Raw genomic sequence first — 25,583 nt, 5'->3', positions numbered from 1 at the left:
TGGGACCTCAAATGGTCTAGATCGATTTATATATAACAAAAAACCGCCCCCGATTATGAGTGATATCTGCAATTTGGGAGCAGCTTGTTTCATGTTTTACCTTTCTGTTTTACCTGTTCTTGTGCAAGAAGAGTCGTATAAATAACGAGCCTTTTTTCATGTGTGCCAGCTACTCGGTTGAAGGAGCCTGTACATGTGATTAAATTGAGGCGCTTGGCGCTCGTTGGACCGAAAATAATTGGAAGCGGGGCATTATCTCGGTCGTATGCTTCTTTTTTCGTCACAACAAACGTGAGACGCTGCCCATTTCTATCTTCTACATGAATGAAGTCTCCTGTCGTTAAACGGCTAAGATAGAAAAAGACAGCAGGTCCTTTTTTATCATCGACATGACCTGCCATTACCGCATTTCCTTGCTGACCAGGCATGGTCCCAGGAGAAAACCAGGCGACTGTATCCCGATTGTCAGGAACGGCCATCTGTCCAGTAGCGAGCAAGCCCTTCGGTTCGATACGGGCGGTTAAAGCAAGCTTTGGAATCTCTAGATGGACAGGTGATAAAAAGTCGATGTCTGTTTGTTGAACATCTTGCTTGAAAAGTAGGTTCGGTAAGGCTGCTTCATTGTGAGAGCAGCCTGAACTGAGAAAAAGGAAGATACTCAAGTACCACGTTAATTTATGCACGGTACCGACGAACCGCAAGTAAAAGTAGACTAATGACAGCTAGGCTAGCAAAGGCGTAGAGCACGTTTTGAAACCAGTAATTGACTGCTGTTCCACCCATCCCTGTTTTTGGCATTTCTAATGGTACGACCGGTTGATCTTCGAGTATGAGTCCTTCGAGCTGGTTTGCAGTATTAATGGCAAAAATGTGGTAAATAGTATTTTCCGTTAGTTCTGTTTTAGCTAAATCAAGAACAAGTTCATTGCCGTTTACTGTTGTAACAGCTAAGTCATACGTATTTGGTTCAAGTTCTTCATAATTGGTTGTCTGTTTGAATGTTAAATCATTAAACAGCAAACCTCCACTTTTTAGACCAACATTGACGGGTGGTGCGTCAGGAGAAAAGTGTGAAACACGAATTTTCGCCTTACCGTTCGTCACCCCCATGTCGTCTTCCAGTACAGTCAAATCTAAATTTGGCAATGTATCGACAGCGACAACAGTATAAGCCAGTCCGCCTTGTAAATTAACGGTTTCTGAAAGAACAGGCGCTTGCTGCCCCTTTGTTCCGGACGCGTATATTTCTACCAAATTAGAACCTTCCGGGACGCTAAAATAATTGGTTGCATCTGCAAAAACTGCTTCAGAAACCATTTGCTCATCATTTATGTAAATATCGACAGCTGGTGCATCTGGGGAAGCGTGAACAAGACGAATGAGGGATTCCATTTGCATTTCAGCACTAGAGTGAGCTGTCGTCAAAAGCGTTGACGCCATGAGAAACAACATGAACGCAAGCGATACTTTTTTCATTCAATATCTCTCCTTTTCATCAATAATGGTTTACTAATAGACGAATTCAAAGTACATTCTTTATCATGTATGAATTTGGAAGTTTGTATACAAAAAAGAAAAAATTTCCTGTCTATTTCGTAACAAAAAAGGTGGCGAGCACGTTCACCACCTTTTGAGTATTTATTTAACAAAAGACTAGCATAGAGAAACAGGGACGTACTGTCAAAAAGAATGAGAAGGAACAAGAAATACTAAAAGGGATTTAAAATTTTTTTCGAATGAGAAGGCTTGAAGCATAAGCAATCCCAGCATAACTCGCTCCAAACATCAGCCATAATCCAATCCGTTGCATTCCTGAAAAACGATATGGAATAAACCAAAAGGGCAAGAAAAAAGAGACAAAAGCCCCTGGCCATGTTCGTTTAAAAAGGAATTGATACAACATACCTGAAACAATCGATAAAATGGGGAGACCGACGAAAAGATGTGCATATAGCAACAAGGAACCCCTCCTCGTTTTCTTATAGTATTTGATAAATCTCAATTTCTTCACATGTTAAACCTTTCTTCCTTTTCATATATATTCCACGTTATAACTTCCTATTTTTGTGCTAAGTTCAAAGGTGTTTGCTATAGTTGGTAAATTTTTGTGGTTGAGATTTTACGAGACTTTTAGCATGATAGATGCAGGGGGTCGTTAACCAACAAGGTAAAACCAAGGAGGAAAACGACATGAAAAAAACAACATCCATTTTAGCAACAGCAGCTTTAGCCACAACCATTTTTGCAGGAGGAGCAAGTGCGAATGCACAGGCACCAAACGTAATGGTTCAAAAAAAGGTTTATGTGTATAACGGACAAGCCATTAATCACACATGGATTCAACAACTTTTAAATAAATATGGATTGAAATATAATGTAAACGAGTCTGTTCCTAAAACAGCAACGACAGAAAAAGAACAGACAGAAACAGTGGAACAGCCAGCTCAAGCAACACAACAAGCAAACTCAACAACACAACAACCGGCAGAAAAGACAGAAACAACAGAAGCCGCAACTGCATCAAATGTGAGTGAATTTGAAAAACAAGTAGCCAATCTTGTGAATGAAGAAAGACAAAAAGCAGGCTTACAATCGCTTCAGCTTGATACACAATTAAGCGATGTGGCACGCGAAAAATCAAAAGATATGATGAACAACGGATACTTTAGTCACCAATCGCCAACATACGGATCACCATTTGACATGATGAAGCAGTTTGGTATTACTTATACGGCTGCAGGTGAAAATATTGCAAAAGGCCAACAAACACCGCAAGAGGTTATGGATGCTTGGATGAATAGTGAAGGGCATCGTGCGAATATTTTAAACGGCAATTTCACACATATCGGAGTTGGGTTCGTAACAGACAGCAGTGGCATGACATATTGGACTCAAATGTTTATTGGAGAATAATGACAGTAAAAGAAACAGGACATAGGCAGAGCGCCCATGTCCTGTTTCTTTTACTGAAAAAGCGACAGTATGCAAATCACTAAGGAGTTTGTATGATGAAAAACCTTGTTTTCGTTTTATTTTATTCACCAGCATACGAGCTGTTTTCATCTTCTTTTTGAGCTTTTGATAATTTGGCAGCTTGAAGGTTCTGTTCTTTTGCCCATTCTGTATCAAACTGTTTATCGGTTGTGAATGTTCGACTTGTTTTGTTGGCATTTGATGAAAACATCCCTTTATTCGGCTCGTGTTTGTTCGCCATTATCATCACCTCCATAAAAATTAATGTACCCCGTCTTTTAAGAGGTTATCCAGGCCATGGATGAGTGATAACAAGTTGACTTTACACCTAAAAGCGCGGTTTAATAGAAAATAAGGGACAAAGGCCGCAAAAAATCGATGGAGCGGCATACAGAGGATAGCTGATATTTGCTTTAGGGAAGGAACGGTTATGACAGAACAAAAAACACCAAAAAAACAGACAAACGTTTTATTTGATTTGATTTTTTATATTGTTGTGCCTTATTTAATTTGGAATCAAGGGAGAGAGTTGATTGGTGATTATTATGCCATTTTGTTATCAACTGCTCCAGCTTTCTTTTATACGATTTATAAATTTATTAAAGAGCGCCAATTCAACATTACCGGGATTTTTATCGTCGTCTCTTTGCTAGCGCGAACGATTATTGACCTCATATCGGGTGAAGCGGAAAGAATGCTTTATAACCAAGTATATTTTATGATTGGACTAGCTCTTTTCTTCTTGATTACCGTTTTAATCAATAAACCAATGGGCATGTACTTCTTTGGTGATACAGCTCAGCTTATGGGATATGAGCGTAAAGAAATTATGGTTTACTTAAAAGAAAAAGAGATGTTTAAAATGCTTCGTATCTTAACAGTCCTGTTCAGTGTTCGTTACGGAGCGGTAGCTGTGGTCAAATTGTGGCTTATCAATAAATACGGAGTAGAAGGGTATGGAACGATGATTGTTGTTATGCAAGTCGTCAACTGGATTTTCACCATTTTACTGGGAATTTACACTTACATGATTATCCGTAAACTTCAAGATAAAACGGAAGATACAGAAAATCCGAATATGCAAGCTTAATATTCATAATAGTTATCTGAAAAGAAGAAAACCATCTTCTTTCTGTTTACAATTTTAATAAGGGAAACTTTTACTTTAGAGTGAAGAAGTCTCAAACGATGCAGCTGAATTTTAATAGAGGAGAAGGAGACGAGATGAAAAGTAAAACAGCACTTATCATGATGATGATATTTTCAACGATGATGTTGGGCGCTTGTGGAAATCATAATGAGACAGCGAGCGATGAAACAGTGAAAGGTCATGCTGAGCATATGACAGGAGATGTGCGACAAGAGACGGCTGATGTAAGTCACTTGCCAGAGTTTTTAGCAGATAAGCCAGCCGATATGAAAGTTCTATATCAAGCAGCGGCCCAGCATGAAGAATTATTGCAGCACATCCCTTGCTATTGCGGGTGTGGTGAATCGGCAGGGCATATGAACAATTATGATTGCTTCCTATATGAGAAGAAGGAAGACGGTGCGGTTGTTTGGGATGATCATGGTACTAAATGCGGCGTTTGCTTAGAGATTGCCGCCGAATCCATTATTGAATATAACAATGGAAAAAGCGTTCGCGAAATTCGTCAAGCGATTGATGAAAAATACGAAGACGGATATGCCAAACCGACACCAACACCGGAAGTCTAAACTGAAAGATGAAGACAATAATATTGTTATGTCAACCAAATCCGATTGGAAGAGAAAAAAGTTCTCTCCACTCGGATTTTTTTTTGTAAATCCAAATTGTTATGAAACAATCGCAGGAAACGGTCATATGTTATATAACAAGAGGTCAATGAAAAGGAGAGGATAGCATGCAACAACAAGAGGAGAAACAAGAACAGTCCCCACAATTTGAGTGGATTGATGAATATCCGAGTATATTAGAAAGCATTAATGAATATTACGGCACATACAAGTAATGAAATGAACGTATGTCAACTGTAAAAGAGAGAAATAGTTAAGTACTTAATGGAACGAAAAACACACCTGACATATTGAAGCAGGTGTGTTTTTCGTAATTTCTTTTAAGTTTTCGGATGACTTACTCATGCGCTACGCAGACAGTATGATAAAATGGCAGTAAAGATAAAAGGGACATTCCGGTGGTGATGATTAACCGTGACCAGGCATAATGGGATGATTTTTTGGACTGAATCATGATAGATTCTATTAGAAAAACAGTATGCAAATTAAAGATTTAGTAAAAGTGCTAATTTTGAAGCAATTTCAATTAAAATAATATATAATAAGTTGTTATAAACATCTTTGAATTTTCGGTAAGAAGGGGAAGTGCTTGTGTGGTTTCAAAAAAATAAAAAGTGGATTTTTCTTATTGTAGTAGGTGCTTTACTTGTGTGGTTTTTACCGTATAGCATGCCGTTAGTGCTCGGGTTATTTACCGCTCTTTTGTTGGATGGGGCTGTCCAATTTTTTGAGAAACGCTTTAGTTTAAAAAGAGTGTACGCCGTTACGGCAACCTTTTGTTTGTTTTTGGCTGCCATTGGCTTGTTGTTTTACTTTGTCATTATCATGTTAATTGACCAAATTGTCATTTTTTCGAAACGTGTGCCCGAATGGGTAAGAAACTTTAATGTTGAACCTGTGAAAGAGTATATTTTTCAATGGCAAAAAGTGTCTGATAACTTGCCTCGAGAACTGGTAAACTCGATTGAATCGTCTATTGATTCGTCCAAACAAGCACTTATTCAGTTTGCTTCTAATATGGCAGAATTAACCTTGAATTTGCTGGCCACGATCCCTAGCTTCATGATTGAATTGATTATTTACTTTATTGCCCTATTTTTATTCAGCTTAGAGCTTCCATCGTTAAAGCGTAAAGTGACGTCATTTCTTACTGATAAAACGAAGGCAAAAGTTGAACTCATTATGCGGCAACTTGGTCGTGCTGGAATTGGCTTTTTAAAAGCGCAGTTTTTACTGAGCTTTATCACATATGTTATTTCATTTATTGGATTATCCATTATTGGCGTTAAATATGTCTCAGTTATTTCGCTGCTGATTGTTTTTGTTGATTTACTTCCAATTTTAGGGACAGGTTCTGCGCTCGTACCGTGGGCTGTGTTCATGATTATAAACGGTGACAGTAAGACAGGGGTTGGCCTTATTATTTTATTTGTGGTCATCACGGTTGTGAGAAGGGTAATTGAACCAAAAGTATTTGCGCAAAATCTTGGCATTTCACCACTTGCTTCTCTTATTAGCATTTATTTAGGATTTAAAATGCTTGGATTTATCGGATTGCTTGTAGGTCCTGCTCTTGTCATTGTCATCGAAACCATTATTCGAGCAAACATTTTAAAGCTTAATTTTAAAATATAGAGAACTTTTTTGTTCAGGTGTCTGAAAAGGAATGATTTTCCCCTTTTTAGGCACCTTTTTTATTGTTTAATAAAACCCTTGTTTTGAATGAAAGGTTAACGTATAGCGTCATGGTTTTGTGCATAATGTGTAAGGAGGGAGACTCATTCCTCATAGGAGATTATGTGATGAATAAATAAGAATGGAGATAAAAAGAAGGTAACAGACAGCGAATTTTTTAGTAAATATGCTTTGATATTAAAATAGAGAGGGTTATTCTCATATGAGAAAGGAATGTCTCCATGCGGACATTTATGATTCGTCTTAGTCTTTTCTTTGTCGGGATTTTGTTGCAGTCAGTAGGAGCACTAGGGTTAATGTTCGAGTTGAATTTGCTCCCGATTCATACACGAACAGCAGAGCATTATGCACAAGCTCTTACAGTAAGGATGCCATTTATCTTGTTTACAATTGGCTTTGCTTTTATTATTTTTAGCTTTTATTTTCCGAATATTAGAAAAAATAAAGGGCGTTTTTAAAATGGTACAACCAAAACGATTGACTGTATGCTTTGAAGCGATTTAAAATAGAAACTAAGAAACAACCATGAGGTGATAAAATGGGGCAGTGTACAAAATTGGTGAGTTAGCTTCAGTAGCCAACGTTTCAAAACGCACGATTGATTATTATACAAAATTAGGGTTACTGCAAGCAAAACGTTCTCCTTCCAATTACCGTTACTATTCGGAAGAAGCTTTAGAGGATTTGAAGTTCATTGAAAATTGCAAGAAACTTCATATCCCGTTGGATGAGATTCGAAAAAAAATTGAATTGGTTAAAGGCGAGCATGTTCAGGAAGAGGAAGTGCTGGATCAAGCCAAAGCCATTGCTAAGCATTTAGAACATTTAAATCAAGAACTATCAGGCTTTATGCCGATTGTGGAAAAGCTGGATGATGATCAAAAGCGCTTGTTGTCCACGCAATTATCAAATCAAAGCATGTCCCTTATTCAATCTTTGCTTGTACTCTTAGTTTAATAGAATCAAGGAATAATATGAACGTGTGTCACGAAACAAAGGTTAGATAGAGCTTAACAAAATAAAAACATAATAACTAACTTTTTTAGGAGGTGACTCCTTACTCGTTTCGTGCGAGATAAGGAACTTTTTTGGACATATTTAACTTGGTTTTAGTGGCGATTTTAATTGCCTTAACCGCCTTTTTCGTAGCGTCGGAATTTGCGATTGTGAAGATTCGCAGTTCCCGCATTGATCAGTTGATTGCAGAAGGAAACAAAAATGCACGTGCTGTTAAATTAGTCATTACAAATTTAGATGAGTATTTATCGGCATGTCAGCTTGGAATTACGATCACTGCACTAGGATTAGGATGGTTAGGAGAGCCGACAGTGGAACGATTACTTCATCCGCTTTTTGAAACATTGGCTCTTTCTGACTCTGTGGCCAGTCTTCTTTCATTTGGAATCGCCTTTGCATCAATAACTTTTCTTCACGTAGTTATTGGAGAATTGGCACCTAAAACAGTCGCGATTCAAAAAACAGAACGAGTGAGCTTATTGTTTGCGCCGCCGCTGATTGTTTTTTACAAAATTATGTTCCCATTCATTTGGGCACTTAACGGCTCAGCGCGTTTATTGACAGGGATGTTTGGCCTTAAGCCTGTATCTGAACATGAATTAGCCCATTCAGAAGAAGAACTGCGCATTATCTTGTCAGAAAGCTATAAAAGCGGAGAGATTAATCAATCCGAGTTTAAATATGTAAATAAAATTTTCGAATTCGATGATCGCATTGCGAAAGAAATTATGGTTCCACGAACTGAAGTGGTTTCTTTTTCGAAAGACGATACCCTTCAAGATGTGCTGGATATTGTAAGGGAAGAAAAGTATACACGTTATCCGATTGTCGATGGAGATAAGGACCACATTATTGGGATGGTCAACATGAAGGAAGTATTTACAGACTTCGTATTTGATGATAAGCAGGAGGAGTTAAAGCTGGAAGGATACATTCGACCAGTTATCCAAGTAATTGAGTCTATTCCTATTCATGATTTGTTACTTAAAATGCAAAAAGAACGAATCCATATGGCCATTTTAGTCGATGAGTATGGTGGTACGGCAGGGTTAGTGACCGTCGAGGACATTTTAGAGGAAATCGTTGGTGAAATTCGCGATGAATTTGATGCAGATGAGCGTCCTCTCGTTCAAAAAATTAAAGATGACCATTACATTCTTGATGCCAAAGTATTGGTCGGCGAGGTCAATGACTTATTAGGAACAGAAATTGACGACACCGATGTCGATACAATTGGTGGCTGGCTATTGACTGAAAACTATGATATTAAAAAAGGTCAGGTTCTTTCATTTGATTCTTATCAATTTAAAGTAGCTGAAATGGAAGGTCATCATATTCAATACGTTGAAATTACGAAGAAAAGAGATGTATTAGAGGGGCATGAACCGGTTGCAGCAGTGAACTTAAAGCAATCTGAAGTGTCTGCATAGCATCATGCATCTGTCTTATGAAATGTAAAAAGATTTTATAGAAAAACCCGGCATAAAAATCCGAATGTTTACTGGATTTTTATGCCGGGTCTTTTTTAACCTCGTGCTTTTTCAAACAGCTCTTCTTCTGTTACAGCTTCTTTTTGAGTGTCGATAACGAGAGTGCGGGTAGGGAAAGCAAATTCTACACCAGCTTCCTCTACAATTTCCATGATTTTAAAATTCACTTGCTCTTTCACTTTCAAATAATCATTAAAGGCAATTGTATTAGTGAAGAAATATAAATAAATGTCCAAACTTGAATCGTTAAAACGATCGAAATTGACTAAAATAGTTTCATTATGAATATCTTCATCATCAATGAGCATTTGCTTAATGCGGTATACGATGGTTTCTAATTGTTCGCGGGTTGTACGATAAGTCACACCTAAGTGAAAGGCAACTTGACGTTTCCCCATTTTGGACCAGTTGATAATAGGTTCATTGGATAGTGTCGCATTTGGAACGGTGACGAGTGCCTGAGCGAATGTACGCACTTTTGTGCTTCTAAATGTAATATCTTCGACGACACCCTCTACACTCGGTGTTTTAATCCAATCGCCAATTGTAAATGGTTTTTCTGTAATAATGACAATTCCGCCGAAAAAGTTGCCGATTGTGTCTTTTGCTGCTAAGGCGAAGGCAAGGCCGCCAAGACCAAGGCCTGCGATAAATCCATTTACATTAAAGCCCCATTCTTCGGCAATAATGGATGCAGCAAGTACGACGACAATCGACCGAATCATTTTTTCCAAAAAAGGAATGAGAATTTGGTCTATTTGGAAATCAAATCGTTTCACAAAATGAGAAACAATAAATGCAGTGGAGGTGGTCAAATTGTAAAGACCCCATGCTGCAAGCCAGATGAATAAAGAGCGCACAATTTTATGTTCGGTCGATGTAGTAAACAGCTCAAACGGTAAATATGGCAGAGCTAACTGAATCCCGATAATAACAAACAGCCAGCGAAGCGGTTTTTCAAAGGCTTCCAAAATTTTTGTCATAAAGTCAATTTTAATGTTTTTTGTAAATCCGATAATCAGTTTAAACACATATGTTGTAAACAATTTGCGCAAAGCTAAGAAAATAAGGAAAATCCCTAATGCAATTCCGAGGCTCTTCCATTCTTCTAAGGAAAGGATCATATCCATTATTTTAAAAAAACCTCCCAATATATAGTTCAATTAATAAGTCGACACGGCTTCTTTCCGTCGAAGGGCGTTTGTAAGAGGATGTTTAGTTCTCTTGAATAATCCCCTCGAAGGCTCACTTAAGCGGATGTTACTAAAATAGCACATTCAACGTTTTTGTTCTACTAAAAAAGTAAGCTGTGAATCTCTCAATAAAAGGTATTGTATGCAAGAAGAAGAGAAATAACAACGGGAGGATGTACCTATTTCAATGATTCATTGAAAAAGTATGGTGTACAGTAGTATCCTTATATTTGGAATAAGGATATCAAAATGGAAGTATTTCACTTTCTCTAAACGTTATTTTAACGTATGATAGAAAAGGAAAAGATTCTATAGTTCTTTAGTCAGCGAGAGGGGTTTACATATGACATCGAAACGTTTGGAACAAGTAACGAATTGGTTGAAAGAAAAAGAATATGATGCAGGTTTTTTGCATTCGACTGAAAATGTCTTTTACGTAACAAATTTTTATACGGATCCTCATGAGCGTTTAATGGGTGTATTTTTATTCCCAGAAGAAGAACCTGTTTTAGTTTGTCCTTTTATGGAAGTAGGGCAAGCAAAAGCGGCAGGCTGGGCATATGAAATCATCGGATATCAAGATCATGAAAATCCGTGGCAGATGGTGAAGCAATCGTTGGAGAAACGAGGAATCACGAAAGCATCTGCTATCGCGGTGGAAAAAGAAACATTAGCATATGCACGTGCTGAAGCACTTTTGCAATTGTTTCCAGAAGCTGCTCTTTATGCGGCAGAAGAAAAAATGAATGAACTGCGCTCTGTGAAAGAGCCGCTTGAAATTGCCATTTTAAAGCAAGCAGCCGAATTGGCGGATTATGGTGTTGAAGTAGGTGTAGCAGCACTGAAAGCCGGCGTAACAGAAATGGACGTATTAGCGACCATTGAATATGAATTAAAAAGAAAAGGTATTCGAGAAATGTCCTTTTCTACCATGGTTCTATTCGGTGAAAAATCAGCTGACCCGCACGGAAATCCTGGGCTTCGACAGCTGAAAGAAGGAGATTTTGTTCTATTTGACCTCGGTGTTGTGCTTGACGGATATTGCTCTGATATTACGCGTACGGTGGCTTTCGGTGACATTAACGAACAACAACGCGAGATTTATGACACTGTATTAAAGGCTGAACTAGCGGCACTGGAACAGAGCAAACCAGGTACACGCATTGGCGATTTGGATATGACGGCAAGAGACATTATTACAAAGGCTGGATACGGGGATTATTTTCCACATCGGATTGGACACGGTCTTGGAATTAGTGTGCATGAATTCCCATCCATGAGTCAAAACAACGATGGTATTTTAAAAGAGGGTATGGTTTACACGATTGAACCGGGAATTTATGTGCCGGGAGTCGGCGGTGTGCGGATTGAAGATGATGTTGTGGTTACAAAAGACGGCTATAAAACATTGACCAACTATCCGAAAGAACTGCAAATTATTAAATAGAAAACAAAGGGGCTATGTAAAAAGAGGAAACTTATCTTTTTTACACAGCCCCTGTTTTTTTGTTTATGAATCCCATTTGTTGAACGCTGCCGCAGACGGTATGTTACTCCGTAATCTCGATGCTGAACACATATACAAAATCGTTTTGTAACGTTTGTGGAGAAAGTTCTCCATCTGCTGTTGTTAATGAAAAGTCAATGTTAATATTGCCATTTCTTCCGCCTAAAAGAGCTCCTAGAATATAGGTCGAATGCTCGCCAATGACATATTCACGATCTTCCCTTTGCAGTGACCATCCTGTCATTTCCTCATTTGTGCTATAGGTAGATGTAAATGAACTTCCAGGCTGATAAGAGACAATCCATTCCGTCTCTGAGGGAGAGTTCGAGTTATCATGTTTGGAGAATGTCAGTAAATGTTCTTTATCAGGACTATCTGTTGTTAAAAGAGCATCTTCAAAAATAGCTTGTTTAAATTCACCATCCTCATATACATCAACTCTTGCTTGCAGCGGCTTCGGTTCTTGTCCGTTCCAATCTACTACAAAGGCAAGAAAATCATTCGTATCAACACCAGATCCTCGTAATAAATGAAGCTCCCGTTCACTTAATTCGTAAGGGTAGATGACAGGTGTATCTGCTTTTTCTTCCATACGGGGCTCAGGCTGCTTCACTGTAGGTTCTTCTTTCTCAGAGGCGCAAGCCGCAAACAAGGAAAACACAATAAAACAAATCGTAAATAGTTTAATTAAAAAAAATGTGCGCAATCTTATTTTCAACTCCTAAAGAAGAGGTTGTTCGTATAAACATTATAATCTTTTTTGGAGCTATTGTTAAATAAGGGAGAACAATTATGGGTAATTTGTGAATGTTACGTCAATAAAGCCTTGCAGAAGCTCTTTCCTATATGAAACAAAAGCTGTAAAAAGATAAATGTCCATGCTACTTCTATTCATATGTTAAAATAGAAAGCCTATTAACCGTTAAAACAAAAGGAGCAGTACAACATGAAACGGTCAGTTCAAGGTTATTTAAAAGAATGGCAGCGTGCATTAATGATCGAAATTAATCATTTGAAGGAATATGGGGGAGAGCGTTATACGTTAAGGAACGGTATCCTTCTTACCCGTGGACAGGACGAGACCATGTATTTATTTGCACTATCGACCGACCTTTATTTGCCTGACGGAGCGCCTGTTCGTTTTATTTTTCAAGGAGAAGAAGATAAAGGTGAAATCATTACCGCAGACCGTCAAGAAGTCATTTTGAAACTCCCTTTTTATATAGGTCATAAAGTCGAGAAACTGGATATATATAGTGAACCGTGGGAGCTGCTAGAGTCATTGAATGACAGGCTTCGTGAAATAGAAGAAACGAAACAAAAGCGTGTGCGAATTAAACGCCTTTTATCAGGTGATGTACCCGTTAAGCATACAGAAAAAAAGGCTGAAAATGCGCTGCATGAAGTAATTCTCCGGTCGCATTATAACGCAGTCACATACATTTGGGGGCCGCCTGGAACAGGAAAAACGTATACATTGTCGCGTATTGCGGCAAGTCATTATCGCAAAGGGAAAAAAATTCTTATATTGGCACACAGTAACGCGGCGGTAGATGTATTAATGCTTGCGTTTACGGCTTACGTAGAAGAAAAACATCTTTTTAAGCGCGGCGCAGTCATCCGTTACGGAACGAGCCGAAATGAACAAATAAAAAATCATGCTGCTTTGCTGTCTTCCAAATTAGTAGAAGATGAGCACCCACATCTGGCAGAAAAGCGAGCATTGTTGGAAGACGAGCGGAGACGTTTTGTCCATGGGGCGGCTCAACGACTTGCTAAGGTGGATGAACAATTGCAGTACGTTCGAAGTACGATAGCGGAATTAGAAAAAGAGCTAGTGGAACAAGCGCAAGTCATTGGTGTGACGCTGTCAAAAGCGGCCGCAGATCGGGTGATTTATGAACAGGAGTATGATTTGATCATCATTGATGAAATGAGTATGGCATATGTTCCGCAAGTGGCATTTGGAGCAGCACTTGGAAAAAAAACAGTCGTGTGCGGAGATTTTAAACAACTCCCCCCAATTGCCATGTCCGAGCATGCCTATGTCAATGAATGGCTAAAGGAAGATTTGTTCTATCAAGCGGGAATTGCTCAGAGAGCCGAAAAGGGGGAAGGGCATCCACATTTATTTATGCTGACACGCCAACGGCGGATGCATGAGCAAATCGCTGCCTTTACAAACGAGTATATTTATCAAAATAAGGTGTCGAACCATCCATCTGTTCGTCTAAAAGAAAGCATTGCGCACCATCTGCCTTTTGCAAATGAAGCCGCTGTTTTCCTAAATATGAGAGACATCGGGGCATTTGCTTTAAAGGATGCCTCCTCTGATTCACGCTTTAATTTATTATCCGCTTTGCTAGCAGTCAGCTACATGATTAGGGCCACCAAAAGCGGGATAAAGTCTATTGGCTATGTGACCCCATATAAAGCGCAAGCTCGTCTTGTAAACGCGCTCGTGCAAGATATTTTACCGGGAAGAGAGATTTTGGCCGCAACGGTTCATAAGTTTCAAGGGTCCGAATGTGACATGATGATTTTTGATTTAGTGGACAGCTTCCCGCAGTCGCGTCCAGGTGTTTTATTGACGGAAAAAAAGGGTGACCGTCTCGTTAATGTAGCGATGACAAGAGCGCGCGGTAAGTTGCTGGTCATTGGAGATAGTGATTATATGAAGGGACGTGTCCCGAAAGAGCGCGCTATTTTTAAACTTATTCGGCACTTTCATGAGAACGGACAGTTTTATGAAAAAAGTGGCTACTTACGCGAACTGATTCAGCATAAACATCTTACTTGGTATAAAGCAGCCGATGATAAACAATGGAAGCAAGATATCATCAATGCAAAAAAGTCCATTGTGTTATGTATTCCTTATGCGAGTCAAGTATCGGAAGAGGCATGGACGTTTTTGAACAAGGCGAAAGGGACAATGACCGTTTTGACAAAAGAACCTTCATTTGTTGGCATTCAAGGAGCAAACGTAATTATGTCTCACAACCCGCTTGCCTTTTCACTCATTGATGAAAAATTTGCATGGATTAATCAGCCGTATGCTGCTCCTTCTTTTCCTTCAATTAGACTGTATGCACCAGATTCGATCGATTTACTGATGGAATACATCGATTGGACGCCAGCTGAACTGGAAGAAGCGGAGCGTAAAATGCAAATAAGAACAGGAAAAGGTGATTATCCTCTATCCAAATATTTAGATATTTGGGAACGTTGTCCAGAATGCAACAGTCGGAGGGAAGGGGAAGTTACTGCGAAAGGAAAAGTACGCCTTCTTTGTCATTATTGCGGTAACGTCGGAGGTGTGACGCGTTTCATCTTTGAACGGTATCTTCAATATGCGGACGTAAGATGTGCGCCGTGTAATCAAGAACTAGAAGTCACATCAGACAATGGCGCGGTGTATGCATCATGCAGACGCTGTAAACAAACGGTACAGCCTAGAGAATTGTTTTATTAATAAAAAAGCGTGGAGGGTGGCTTTCCTTTTTATAGCCCATTCAATCAAATGGACCGTTATAAAGCCTTAGTAACATCAGGAGGTTTCACAAACGGTCTATTTTGTATAATACAAAAAAGTACCTATTTTTTTATTGTTCAGGCCTTGTATGAAGAGATGCTTCTTTGTCTACTTTAATAAGGAGGAGGTGTTGAACAATGGCACAAGACGTATTATGTGAAGTCGTTAACTGTGTGCATCACAAAGACGGAAACCGTTGTGGCGCATCAGAAATTTATGTTGTCAGCCATAAAGGAAAACAGGCAGACAGCAGTCAAGAAACAGACTGTAAAACATTCGAACCAGGCGGATTGTAATGATGAACGAGGGCAGCCAATGGCGTGGCTGCCTTCTTTACATCTATTATTGATAATAATTATCATTATTATTCACCATTTAGTGTAAATTAATTTCAAATTTTTCTTAGTTTATCCGTTTTTTGAATAGGAAAGGGCACTGTGATCTACGTTTTGCTGCTTAGATTGAGCCCCAGCTTTGGATGAAAGCAAGACAGCTGAAATAACAATACATCCGCCAACTGCTTGATACCATAATAAAGTTTCATCTGTAAAGAGAATCGAGAAAACGGTCGCAAAAACGGGAAGTAAATTAAGAAAAATCCCAGCTTTAGCCGGACCAACTTTTCGAACACCGGTATTCCACGAAAGGAAAGCCATAATAGAAGCAAAGATGCCAACGTACACTAAAATGGAGACAGAGGGACCATTGAAAGAAACAGGAATATCTGTTTGGCTCATTTCAAGTAAGCTTAATGGAATAAGTGAGAGAACGCCTAGAAAAGCCGTTACATATAAAGTTGTCAGAATAGGCAATATGGTGGCATATTTTTTTATAATAATGGAGTACAGGCTCCAGCAAACGACCGCTACTAATACAAACAAATCACCAATATTGAAAGATAATGTTTGCAAGGCATGAATCGACCCTTTTGACAAAATAAAGATGACACCTATAATTGATAAACTAATGGCCCCGATCTGAATCGGTGTAAGTCGCTCGCGCAATAAAAAAATAGAAAAAATAGCAATGAACAAAGGGGTCGTTGAATTAACGACCGCAGCGTTAATCGATGTTGTAAAGTGAAGGGCCAAGTAAACAATGGTATTATAGCCGGCAATACCGGTTAACGTTAATAAACATAAAACCCATCGATAATTCCAAAGAGTGCGCCAGTCCTTTTTTAATCTTCCCATCATAAAGGGGGTAAGGACAACAAAGGCGATAGTCCACCGAAGCAGCGAAAAGGTAACTGGGGGGAAGTAATCGACCGCAATGCGACCGATAACGAAATTCCCGCCCCATATCATATTTGCTAAAATTAAAAGGGCGTATGCATAATTATTTTTTAGACTTTCATGGATCATAAGTTTAAACCTCTTTTCCAATAGTGCTTTACTCGGCGGAGAGCTCACTTTCGTCTTTGTTTCCCCGTTGCTGTTTCTTCATTGGCTGAAATTGTCCGTATGTGAAGGAACGCCATAGCCATTCAAGCGGTCCGAATCGATAGGTTTGCAGCCATACATAACTGAGAAATACTTGCCCTGTATAAATAAGGACCGCAATGATTGTACCTGTAACTAAGCTTACGTGGCCGTAAAAATCAAGAGCGACAAATAAAAAGACGCATATGATAGTTTGGGACAAATAGTTCGTTAGTGCCATTTGGCCAACATAGCCGAGTGGTCGAAGTCGTTTTTGCCATTGAGGACGGCGAAGAAGCAATAAAAAAGAAGAGATATAAAACAAACATAAAGCAAAGCCGCTTAAGCTTGTGAAAAGCTGAATGGCTGCTTCTTCATAAACATCTACGTCCCATCTATTCAGCTTTAAGGCCGCAAGTCCGCCAACAAGTGGTATCCCAAACAGAAACGAGATTAGCTGTGTTTTTTGAATCAAGGTGATGCGAGTTGTATCAGACTGGAATACGCCCATCCTTCCAGCATATAGTCCAAGCAAAAACATCGCTAATACGGGAATGATGGCAATGGGTAAGTTTCCTAAAATGAGACTGATTTCTGTTTCAATTCGATAAGCGATCCATTCTAAATAAGGAGCCTCCTCATAAACGCTCACATATTCAGATAATGTACGGGAGTGTGCTGAACGGCTTTCTGCTTGTATTTCTTCTAACATATCACTCGGGAGGAAGAACGAAATACTCATCAGCGCATGAATCATTAAAAACAGACTAAAAGCCCAAATAAGCAAGGTTTTGTTTTTTCGTTTATAAAAAAACAATAGAAAAAGGCCTGCTATTGCATACGTATGTAAAATATCTCCAAACCAAAGAAAAACGAGATGGGCGGCTCCAAACAGCAGTAGCCCCAACATTCGCCTCGTAAACAATCGTTTCATCTGAAGCCCTTTTTGTTCGGAACGGCTCATAAAAAGATAAAATCCAAGTCCGAATAAAAAGGAGAAAATCGTATAAAACTTCATTTGAATAAAGAGCTGGAAAAATAAATCAATCCAATAATCTATCCCAATATACGAGGTAGGCATACTATACATTTGCCTCATAAAATCAGCAGAATGATAGGCCGGCATATTGACGAGAAAAATACCAAGCAAGGCGAATCCTCGAATAATATCAATCGTGACAATCCGGTCTTTTGTAGAAATAGGTGTAGACTTCATGACGATAATTCTCCTCTCTGAATCATTCCATCGTTGTAGAAAACATGTTCAACTGGAAGGAAGATCAACTAAGCAATACCCTTCGTTCAGTTTCGCACACACCCTAAATTTTGTAAACGTCAAAATGCAAAAGATTTGAGAGGAAGAGTATAATCCGCTAACAAGTAAATAAATTGAAAATACAAAAAATTATTGAGATAATAAATAAAAGGAAATGGTGGGAATAATTGTGTAGGGATGGCTTTCGGCAATTTTCTCGCTATATTTTCAAATCGTATACATTGAAGGATTGGGATGGAAATGAGCAGAACGAAGCGGAATAAACAAACAAAGCAAAAAAAACAAAAAAGACAGCTTATTTTTCGTCTGAATTTTTTTTTCTTACTCGTCTTTCTTCTTTTTTCTACATTAATTATTCGTTTAGGTCTTGTGCAGATTGTACAAGGGGAAGAATATCAGCGGGAAGTATCAAAGACGGAAAATGTGATTGTGAATACGCCTGCTCCAAGGGGAAATATTTATGATCGGAATGGTAACATTATTGTCGGAAATGCTTCTTTAAATGCAATTACTTATACGAAAGCGCAGCAAACAAGTCAAAAAGAGAAGCTTGACGTGTCCAAAAAGCTTGCTGAACTAATTGAAAAAGAAACAGATCGTGTGACGGAACGAGATTTGAAGGATTATTGGATGTTAACACGACCTGATAAAGCAGATAAGAAAGTAACGGCAAGTGAAAAGAAGGAGTTGTCGGATAAAAAGATTTATCAGCTCACACTTGATCGCATTACACAAGAGGACTTGAATGAAATAAGTGTAGAAGAGCTGGAAATTGCGGCGATTAAAAGGGAATTAGATAGTGGTTATGCGTTAACTCCGCAAATGGTAAAAAACGAAGGAGTGACAGATGAGGAGTATGCCAAAGTGAGTGCCAGGTTGAGCGATTTACCTGGTGTCGACGTCACAACGAGCTGGGAGAGAGATTATAAATATCCGCTTATTCTTCGATCAGTAATGGGAAATGTGACCTCAGACCGCGAAGGCATCCCAAAAGAGCAGCTGGACCATTTTCTGGCAAGGGGCTATAGCCGAAATGACCGGGTAGGTAAAAGTCAATTAGAGGCTCAATATGAACATGTGTTACGAGGGGACAAGGCGCAAATAAAAAATGTTGTGGAGCGCTCTGGAAAAGTCATAGGCATAGAACAAATAACAGATGGCCAGCGAGGGAAAGACCTTGTTTTATCCATTGATATCGAGCTGCAGCAACAAGTAGAAACCATTATTGAACAGGAATTAAGAAAGGCGAAAAGTGTTGGAGGGACGAGATTTCTCGACCGAGCGTTTGTAGTTATGTTGAATCCAAAGACAGGCGAAGTGCTGGCAATGGCCGGAAAACAAGTCAAGAGTGAGAATGGCAAGCTTGTGTTTGATGACTTTGCTTTAGGAACGGTGACAACGTCGTATGCGATGGGGTCTACAGTTAAGGGAGCGACAGTTTTAACCGGTTACGAAACAGGCGTTATTCAGCCTGGATCTTATTTACGGGATGAACCGTTGCAAATTAAAGGCACGCCAATCAAAGGCTCCTATAAAGCGATGGGAACTATTAATGATTTAGATGCATTGCGCATGTCCTCAAACGTATATATGTTTAAAACGGCGATGAAAATCATGGGAAGAGATTATTATCCGAATATGAAGCTTCCGTATAGTCCTGAATCCTTTGAAACGTTTCGCTACTATTTCAGTCAATTTGGACTTGGGGTGGAAACAGGTATTGATTTGCCATTGGAGGCTGTAGGATTCCAAGGAAAAGACGTTCGCCCAGGTTTCCTCCTTGATTTGGCCATTGGACAATACGATACGTATACGCCGATGCAGCTTGCGCAATATGTTTCAACCATTGCCAATGATGGTTATCGAATGAAGGTGAAGCTAGTGAACGAAATTCGAACGCCTTCCCGTGAACAGGGAGAAATCGGTCCTGTATTAAAGCAGTTTGAACCAGTTATTTTAAATCGACTTGATATGTCCGATTCCGAAATTGCGCGTGTGAAGGAAGGTTTCCGAAAGGTGATGCAGGCTCCAGGTGGAACGGCAGCAAAGTACTTCAGTACAAAGCCGTACCAACCAGCTGGAAAAACGGGGACAGCTCAATCCTTTTATTATCACCCCGAACAAAAAAAATCGTATGAAACGTACAATTTAACCCTTGTCGGCTATGCTCCGTACAATAATCCTGAAGTCGCTTTTTCTATTGTTGTGCCTTATTTGGACAATGACAAAAATCCGATAAACAAATATATCGGACAACAAATTTTGGATGCTTATTTTTTGAAAAATAGCCAAGATAATAAGGAAAGTTAAAAAATGGAGGCCCCATCATACAAATCCAGTTAAAAGGATTCTCATGACGGGGCCTCTTTGTAGTTTATACACTATAAAAAGTCTATTTTGTAGAGTTTATCGTAAAGAAGGGCGGTGTCCCCATGTTTTGAATAGCTGTTCAAAGCGCGGGTAAAAATATTGAACAACTAGTCCTAACGTAAGAGTGACAATAATTGTTCCAAAGCCAATCGCCCCTTGAAATAAAAAGGCAAGCGTCAAGGCAAATCCTTCACTTATAATACGGGATGTGCGTAAGTTTAATCCGAATCGTGTATGAATCGCTACCATCAACGTATCCATTGGACTTGCGGGAAATTTCGCTTGCAAATAAATAGCAATGCCGATACCCATTGTCAAGATTCCAGAAGCAAGGCTTGTTGATTGAGCCACTAATCCTTCTGGAGAAAAGCCTTCAAATACAATTAACAACCAAAAATCAATGAGGGCACCGATGACAAAAATCGTAGCAGCCGCCAGTACTTCTGGTTTCTTTTTTAACAAGACTGCATTCAGGAAGATTAACACAATCCCATTGATAAATACAGCTGTTCCGACGGTAAATCCAAATAGATTGGACTGTCCGACTGCTAAGGCATCCCAAGCTGATGCACCTAGTCCAGATTTAATAATGAGGGCGACGCCCATCGTTAAAATCAATAATCCAATTGTAAAAAATAAGCTTCGTTCTTTCATGCTGCCGTCTCCTTATACGTAAAATTAATCTTTTCATGAATCGTGATTAAGGATCATGAATTGTTTGAAGAAATCGTTGTTAGTCGTCAGACTTCTTTTTTAAGCGTTTACAATTTCAAATCTACTCTATTTCAAGTCGATAATCAAGCAGTAATTTTTAGAAAAAAACAGGAATGAAGAGAGAAGAAACATTCCTCTTCATTCCTGTTTTCAAGAGTGTAAATCTTTTGCTACAGAAATAAAATGTTGATTGGGTGTATTCAAGTATTAAATAAAAACAGGCTTTTTCTCTTCAGCAAGTGAAAGTAGTCGTTGTTTAATTTGTTCTGAATCGATGAATCGTTGGGCAACTCTAGTGTCCATCGCTGCTTGAGCAACAGCTGCTGCCACATGGGCTGCAACCCTGTGATCAAACGGATCCGGAATGACATAGTCTGCATGTAGTTCATGGTTTTCAATAAGGCTAGCGATCGCGTATACTGCGGCCAGTTTCATTTCTTCGTTAATGTCTGTTGCTTGCACATCCAGAGCACCGCGGAAAATACCTGGGAAAGCAAGAACATTGTTTACTTGGTTCGGAAAATCTGAACGACCTGTGCCGACGACAAGAGCTCCCGCTTCTTTTGCTTCTTGCGGCATAATTTCTGGTGTTGGGTTAGCCATGGCAAAGATGATAGGGGCATGATTCATTGATTGAACCATCTCTTTTGTGACAGCTCCTGCTGCTGATACGCCAATAAATACATCGGCTCCTTTAAGGGCGTCTGCCAATGTGCCTGTTTTTTGTTCTTTATTTGTGATGCGAGCCATTTCATCTTTAAAACTGTTCATACCGACAGGACGTCCCTCATAAATAATGCCTTTCGTATCGCATAAAAGAATGTCTTGTACGCCCATCTGAAGCAGTAGTTTCACAATAGCTACACCGGCAGCTCCCGCTCCGTTTGCGACGACGCGAATATCTTCCAGTTGTTTTTCTGCCAGTTTGAGGGCATTCAGCAGTCCCGCAGCAGTTACAATGGCCGTTCCGTGCTGGTCATCATGAAAGATGGGAATATTGCACGATTGGCGTAATCGTTTTTCTATTTCAAAACATTTTGGTGCAGCAATATCTTCTAAATTGATACCGCCAAATGTTGGTTCCATCAGTTTTACCACTTCGACTATTTTTTCGACATCGCTCGTATCAAGGCAAAGTGGGAATGCATCGACATCTGCAAATGCTTTAAATAAAAGAGCCTTTCCTTCCATGACGGGAAGTGCAGCTTTTGGTCCAATGTTTCCAAGACCGAGTACAGCCGTTCCATCAGACACAACCGCTACTAAATTTCCTTTCATCGTATAATCATATACTTTGGCTTCATCATGATGGATTTCCACACATGGCTCTGCTACACCAGGGGAATAGGCGAGACTTAAATCGCTCGCATCACGGACTGAAACTTTTGAATAGACACCAAGCTTTCCTTGATTTTCTTTATGTAAATGCAATGCTTTTTCACGTAGACTGTTCATTTTCATGTCTCCTCTCAAATTTTGTTTGGATGGGAGCAGAACGGAAGGGGAGATTCTATTCTGCTTTGCATCTATAATATCGCTTGTTAGAGCGCACCGTTGCGTTATTGTTTATCAAATAAAGAAGCGCCAGCAATTCCAGGGTTGGTCATTTCATAAGGATTTAAAATAAGATCAAGCTCTTCTTCTGTTAATACATCGTACTGTAAGCACAAATCTCGCACAGATTTCCCTTTTAAAATGGCTTCTCGTGCGATGCGAGCGGCTACTTCGTATCCAATATGTGGATTGACGGCTGTAATAATTCCTACACTTTTTTCAACGTATTCTTTTAAACGTTCTTCATTTGCTTCAATTCCAGCAAGGCAATAGTCGGTAAAGGCGCGGAAGGCGTTGTTCATAATGCTGAGTGATTGTAGCAAGTTGAACACAAGTACAGGTTCCATTACGTTTAGTTCAAGCTGTCCAGCTTCTGATGCGAGACAGATTGTATGGTCGTTGCCAATGACTTGGAAGGCGACTTGGTTAATCATTTCCGGCATGACCGGATTGACTTTTCCTGGCATAATTGATGAGCCTGGCTGACGAGCAGGTAAGTTAATTTCACCAAGACCCGCACGTGGTCCTGATGCCATTAAACGTAAATCATTGGCGATTTTTGACATATTCATCATGCATACTTTCAAGGCAGCGGATACTTCTGTGTATGCATCCGTATTTTGGGTCGCATCAACAAGATGCTCTGCACCTGTAAGAGGAAGACCGCTAATATCTGCTAAATGCTTCACGACACGTTCAATATAGCGGGGATCTGCATTCAAACCTGTACCAACCGCTGTGGCACCCATGTTTACTTCGTATAGATGCTGACGTGATTGCTTAATACGTTTCATATCACGGTCTAATACTCGGCTGTAGGCCTCAAATTCTTGACCGAGACGAATCGGAACGGCATCTTGAAGATGTGTTCTTCCCATTTTAATGACATGGTCAAACTCGATTGCTTTTGCTTTAAACACGGCCTGCATATTTTTCATTGTGTCTAATAAGGTGTTAATTAAATGAAGGGTTGCGATGTGAATAGCTGTTGGAAACGCGTCATTTGTTGATTGTGACATGTTAACATGGCTATTCGGACTCAATTCGATATAAGCGCCTTTTTCCTTCCCGAGCAGCTCAAGGGCTCTGTTTGCAATGACTTCGTTTGCATTCATGTTCATGGATGTCCCTGCTCCGCCTTGAATTGGGTCAACGATAAACTGATCATGCCATTTTCCTTCAATAATTTCGTCAGCCGCTTGAACAATGACTTCTCCAAGTCCTTCATATAAACGTTTCACATCCATATTGGCAAGGACCTGCTTTTTTTACAATGGCTAATGCTCTAATAAGCTGTTCATGGATGCGATAGCCTGTAATGGGGAAATTTTCTGTAGCTCGTAATGTTTGAATGCCGTAATAGACGTCATTTGGCAGTTCTTTTTCTCCTAAAAAATCTTTCTCAATTCGTACTTTTTCTTTGATCATATGTATTCCTCCATATGTGGTTGGTCAATGTATAAACGGGATAGTGTTTGAAGGGAAGAATATGCCCCTTCAAACACTATCAGCAAAATAGAAAGTTACAGCTTATATTGGAATTCGACTAAATAGTCCTATTTGCATAAAATAACTAAACACTTCTTTTATTCTTTATTAATGGGTAGTCCCCTTATCAATAAGAGTTTCTTTATGCAGCCGTTGTTTCGCCTTTCGATTGAAATGTTTCAACATAGTCCTGTGCTTTTTGGCTATCAAACTGTCCTTCCCACTTAGACATAACAATAGCAGCAAGAGAGTTGCCAATTACATTTACAACTGTACGAGCCATATCTAAGATGCGGTCAACCCCCGCGATGAAAGCAAGCCCCTCCATTGGAAGTCCAAGTGCACCCAATGTTGCAAGCAATACGACAAAAGAGGCACCTGGAACTCCGGCAATCCCTTTAGATGTGACCATTAATACAAGCACAAGTGTTAGCTGTTCTACAATGGACATCTCGATTCCATACATTTGCGCGATAAAAATGGCCGCAATGGCTTGATAAATCGTCGAGCCGTCTAAGTTGAACGAATAGCCTGTTGGAATGACGAAAGAGGTAATGGCTTTCGGGCATCCGTAGCGCTCCATTTTTTCCATAATCTTCGGAAGAACAGACTCTGAACTTGCAGTAGAAAAGGCAAGGATGATTTCATCTTTCAAAATTTTGATGAGGGTTAAAATATTTACTCCGCACCATTTCGCGACAAGACCTAAAACAACGATGACGAAGAAAATCATGCCTCCATATACCGCTAGAACAAGCTTTCCGAGTGGAATGAGGGAGGCTACTCCAAATTTCGAGACTGTCACCCCAATAAGAGCAAACACCCCAAATGGAGCAAACTTCATGACTTGATTTGTCACCCAAAACATGGCTTCTGCTACGCCGTCAAAGAAAGAAAGAACAGGCTTTCCTTTTTCGCCGAGCGATGCGACACCCAGTCCAAACATAACTGAAAAGAAAATGATAGCGAGCATTTCGCCTTTCATTAATGAATCGAAAATATTCGATGGAACAATATGAATAAAGGTTTCGGCAATGCCATGGCTCTGCTGTTCGTGGGCAGAGTCTACATATTTATTGATGTCGGTTGTTCCTAACTCGTTCATGTTGACGCCAGCTCCAGGCTGAGTTAAGTTTCCAATGAGCAATCCAACAATAATGGCGACAGTTGTGATAATTTCAAAATATAAAATGGTTTTGCCGCCTAGCTTTCCGAGCTTTTTCATGTCTCCAACACCGGCTACGCCAACAATGAGTGTCGCTACAACAATTGGAATCACAATCATTTTAATTAAACGAATAAAAATATCTCCAATTGGCTGAAGAAAGGCTTCAACATTTGGGTTTCCGTAAAATAATGCACCGATGACAATCCCGCTGCAAAGCCCGATGACAATTTGCCACGCTAATCCAAGTTTAAGTTTTTTCATGTTTCTCCCACTCCTTTTGTTCTTTACTGATAGAATTGTAAGCGATTACCTACAGGAACCTACGGAAACCTACAAAAACATACAGAGAGAGAAAAAATAAAAAAATAATGTGAAAAACTGTTTCTACTTTTTTCTTGTTTCAGTA

22 protein-coding genes and 1 pseudogene are annotated in these 25,583 nt (G+C 39.5%); 11 read left to right on the top strand and 12 right to left on the bottom strand.

Annotated features, from left to right (window positions below):
- Positions 1 to 89: 89 nt before the first annotated feature.
- From ACXAEO_RS13380 to ACXAEO_RS13370, 3 genes are all read right to left on the bottom strand, one after another.
- On the bottom strand, positions 90 to 683 hold the full coding sequence (locus ACXAEO_RS13380; protein ID WP_474881798.1) for a class F sortase: 594 nt from the start codon (positions 681 to 683) through the stop codon (positions 90 to 92).
- Positions 676 to 1,476 carry a DUF4397 domain-containing protein gene (locus ACXAEO_RS13375; protein WP_474881796.1) on the bottom strand — a complete coding sequence of 267 codons (801 nt, stop codon included), beginning with the start codon at positions 1,474 to 1,476 and terminating at the stop codon, positions 676 to 678. Before ACXAEO_RS13375 ends, ACXAEO_RS13380 begins: the two co-directional genes overlap by 8 nt.
- A 244-nt stretch (positions 1,477 to 1,720) precedes the next feature.
- Positions 1,721 to 1,960, bottom strand: coding sequence for a hypothetical protein (locus ACXAEO_RS13370; protein WP_474881793.1), 240 nt, complete (start codon positions 1,958 to 1,960; stop codon positions 1,721 to 1,723).
- Between the two features lie 230 nt (positions 1,961 to 2,190).
- On the opposite strand from ACXAEO_RS13370, the gene ACXAEO_RS13365 reads away from it, so the two are divergent.
- Positions 2,191 to 2,913 (top strand): CAP domain-containing protein, encoded by a 723-nt coding sequence (locus ACXAEO_RS13365; RefSeq protein WP_474881791.1) that lies wholly within the window; start codon positions 2,191 to 2,193, stop codon positions 2,911 to 2,913.
- Between the two features lie 121 nt (positions 2,914 to 3,034).
- On the opposite strand, the gene ACXAEO_RS13360 is transcribed toward ACXAEO_RS13365, so the two are convergent.
- Positions 3,035 to 3,214, bottom strand: a complete 180-nt coding sequence (locus ACXAEO_RS13360) for a hypothetical protein (RefSeq protein WP_474881789.1) — start codon at positions 3,212 to 3,214, stop codon at positions 3,035 to 3,037.
- A 189-nt stretch (positions 3,215 to 3,403) separates the two neighbouring features.
- Here ACXAEO_RS13360 and ACXAEO_RS13355 point away from each other — a divergent pair, with 189 nt between their 5' ends.
- From ACXAEO_RS13355 to ACXAEO_RS13330, 6 genes are all read left to right on the top strand, one after another.
- Complete coding sequence (locus tag ACXAEO_RS13355; RefSeq protein ID WP_474881787.1) at positions 3,404 to 4,063, top strand: VC0807 family protein; 660 nt, start codon at positions 3,404 to 3,406, stop codon at positions 4,061 to 4,063.
- Positions 4,064 to 4,197: 134 nt separating this feature from the next.
- The gene (locus ACXAEO_RS13350; protein WP_474881786.1) at positions 4,198 to 4,692 is read left to right on the top strand and encodes a PCYCGC motif-containing (lipo)protein; all 495 of its coding nucleotides are present in this window, start codon (positions 4,198 to 4,200) and stop codon (positions 4,690 to 4,692) included.
- A gap of 651 nt (positions 4,693 to 5,343) precedes the next feature.
- Positions 5,344 to 6,387: a sporulation integral membrane protein YtvI gene (ytvI, locus tag ACXAEO_RS13345; RefSeq protein WP_474881784.1), complete on the top strand. Its 1,044-nt coding sequence runs from the start codon at positions 5,344 to 5,346 to the stop codon at positions 6,385 to 6,387.
- Between the two features lie 281 nt (positions 6,388 to 6,668).
- Positions 6,669 to 6,905 carry a YuzI family membrane protein gene (locus ACXAEO_RS13340; protein WP_474881782.1) on the top strand — a complete coding sequence of 79 codons (237 nt, stop codon included), beginning with the start codon at positions 6,669 to 6,671 and terminating at the stop codon, positions 6,903 to 6,905.
- Positions 6,906 to 6,993: 88 nt separating this feature from the next.
- The gene (locus ACXAEO_RS13335; protein WP_474881779.1) at positions 6,994 to 7,404 is read left to right on the top strand and encodes a MerR family transcriptional regulator; all 411 of its coding nucleotides are present in this window, start codon (positions 6,994 to 6,996) and stop codon (positions 7,402 to 7,404) included.
- Between the two features lie 131 nt (positions 7,405 to 7,535).
- Positions 7,536 to 8,894 (top strand): hemolysin family protein, encoded by a 1,359-nt coding sequence (locus ACXAEO_RS13330; RefSeq protein WP_474881777.1) that lies wholly within the window; start codon positions 7,536 to 7,538, stop codon positions 8,892 to 8,894.
- A gap of 95 nt (positions 8,895 to 8,989) precedes the next feature.
- Here the strand turns inward: ACXAEO_RS13330 and ACXAEO_RS13325 are convergent, their stop codons facing one another.
- Positions 8,990 to 10,084 (bottom strand): mechanosensitive ion channel family protein, encoded by a 1,095-nt coding sequence (locus ACXAEO_RS13325; RefSeq protein WP_474881775.1) that lies wholly within the window; start codon positions 10,082 to 10,084, stop codon positions 8,990 to 8,992.
- Positions 10,085 to 10,490: 406 nt separating this feature from the next.
- On the opposite strand from ACXAEO_RS13325, the gene ACXAEO_RS13320 reads away from it, so the two are divergent.
- Positions 10,491 to 11,594 carry a M24 family metallopeptidase gene (locus ACXAEO_RS13320; RefSeq protein WP_474881772.1) on the top strand — a complete coding sequence of 368 codons (1,104 nt, stop codon included), beginning with the start codon at positions 10,491 to 10,493 and terminating at the stop codon, positions 11,592 to 11,594.
- Between the two features lie 103 nt (positions 11,595 to 11,697).
- On the opposite strand, the gene ACXAEO_RS13315 is transcribed toward ACXAEO_RS13320, so the two are convergent.
- Positions 11,698 to 12,360, bottom strand: coding sequence for a hypothetical protein (locus ACXAEO_RS13315; protein WP_474881769.1), 663 nt, complete (start codon positions 12,358 to 12,360; stop codon positions 11,698 to 11,700).
- A gap of 240 nt (positions 12,361 to 12,600) precedes the next feature.
- Between ACXAEO_RS13315 and ACXAEO_RS13310 the strand changes: the two genes are divergently transcribed.
- On the top strand, positions 12,601 to 15,126 hold the full coding sequence (locus ACXAEO_RS13310) for an AAA domain-containing protein (RefSeq protein WP_474881765.1): 2,526 nt from the start codon (positions 12,601 to 12,603) through the stop codon (positions 15,124 to 15,126).
- A gap of 197 nt (positions 15,127 to 15,323) precedes the next feature.
- Positions 15,324 to 15,482, top strand: coding sequence for a DUF1540 domain-containing protein (locus ACXAEO_RS13305; protein ID WP_474881763.1), 159 nt, complete (start codon positions 15,324 to 15,326; stop codon positions 15,480 to 15,482).
- A 111-nt stretch (positions 15,483 to 15,593) separates the two neighbouring features.
- Here ACXAEO_RS13305 and ACXAEO_RS13300 read toward each other — a convergent pair whose 3' ends face one another.
- Both ACXAEO_RS13300 and ACXAEO_RS13295 read right to left on the bottom strand, forming a co-directional pair.
- Positions 15,594 to 16,550 carry a DMT family transporter gene (locus ACXAEO_RS13300; RefSeq protein WP_474881761.1) on the bottom strand — a complete coding sequence of 319 codons (957 nt, stop codon included), beginning with the start codon at positions 16,548 to 16,550 and terminating at the stop codon, positions 15,594 to 15,596.
- A gap of 28 nt (positions 16,551 to 16,578) precedes the next feature.
- The gene (locus ACXAEO_RS13295; RefSeq protein WP_474881758.1) at positions 16,579 to 17,823 is read right to left on the bottom strand and encodes a DUF418 domain-containing protein; all 1,245 of its coding nucleotides are present in this window, start codon (positions 17,821 to 17,823) and stop codon (positions 16,579 to 16,581) included.
- A gap of 300 nt (positions 17,824 to 18,123) precedes the next feature.
- Here ACXAEO_RS13295 and ACXAEO_RS13290 point away from each other — a divergent pair, with 300 nt between their 5' ends.
- Positions 18,124 to 20,193 carry a peptidoglycan D,D-transpeptidase FtsI family protein gene (locus ACXAEO_RS13290; protein ID WP_474884147.1) on the top strand — a complete coding sequence of 690 codons (2,070 nt, stop codon included), beginning with the start codon at positions 18,124 to 18,126 and terminating at the stop codon, positions 20,191 to 20,193.
- 96 nt (positions 20,194 to 20,289) lie between these two features.
- Here ACXAEO_RS13290 and ACXAEO_RS13285 read toward each other — a convergent pair whose 3' ends face one another.
- The 4 genes and pseudogenes from ACXAEO_RS13285 to gltP all read right to left on the bottom strand — a co-directional run bounded on the left by ACXAEO_RS13285 (position 20,290) and on the right by gltP (position 25,438).
- Complete coding sequence (locus tag ACXAEO_RS13285) at positions 20,290 to 20,907, bottom strand: YczE/YyaS/YitT family protein (protein ID WP_474881755.1); 618 nt, start codon at positions 20,905 to 20,907, stop codon at positions 20,290 to 20,292.
- A gap of 267 nt (positions 20,908 to 21,174) precedes the next feature.
- On the bottom strand, positions 21,175 to 22,422 hold the full coding sequence (gene ystJ / locus ACXAEO_RS13280; RefSeq protein ID WP_474881752.1) for an NADP-dependent malic enzyme: 1,248 nt from the start codon (positions 22,420 to 22,422) through the stop codon (positions 21,175 to 21,177).
- A gap of 104 nt (positions 22,423 to 22,526) precedes the next feature.
- A pseudogene (gene aspA, locus ACXAEO_RS13275) lies at positions 22,527 to 23,949 on the bottom strand (aspartate ammonia-lyase).
- Between the two features lie 202 nt (positions 23,950 to 24,151).
- Positions 24,152 to 25,438 (bottom strand): glutamate/aspartate:proton symporter GltP, encoded by a 1,287-nt coding sequence (gene gltP / locus ACXAEO_RS13270; RefSeq protein WP_474881749.1) that lies wholly within the window; start codon positions 25,436 to 25,438, stop codon positions 24,152 to 24,154.
- Between the last annotated feature and the right edge of the window lie 145 nt (positions 25,439 to 25,583).

This window comes from Bacillus sp. ABA4_010 (assembly GCF_056159105.1).
This window is presented reverse-complemented; position numbering and strand designations above follow the sequence as displayed.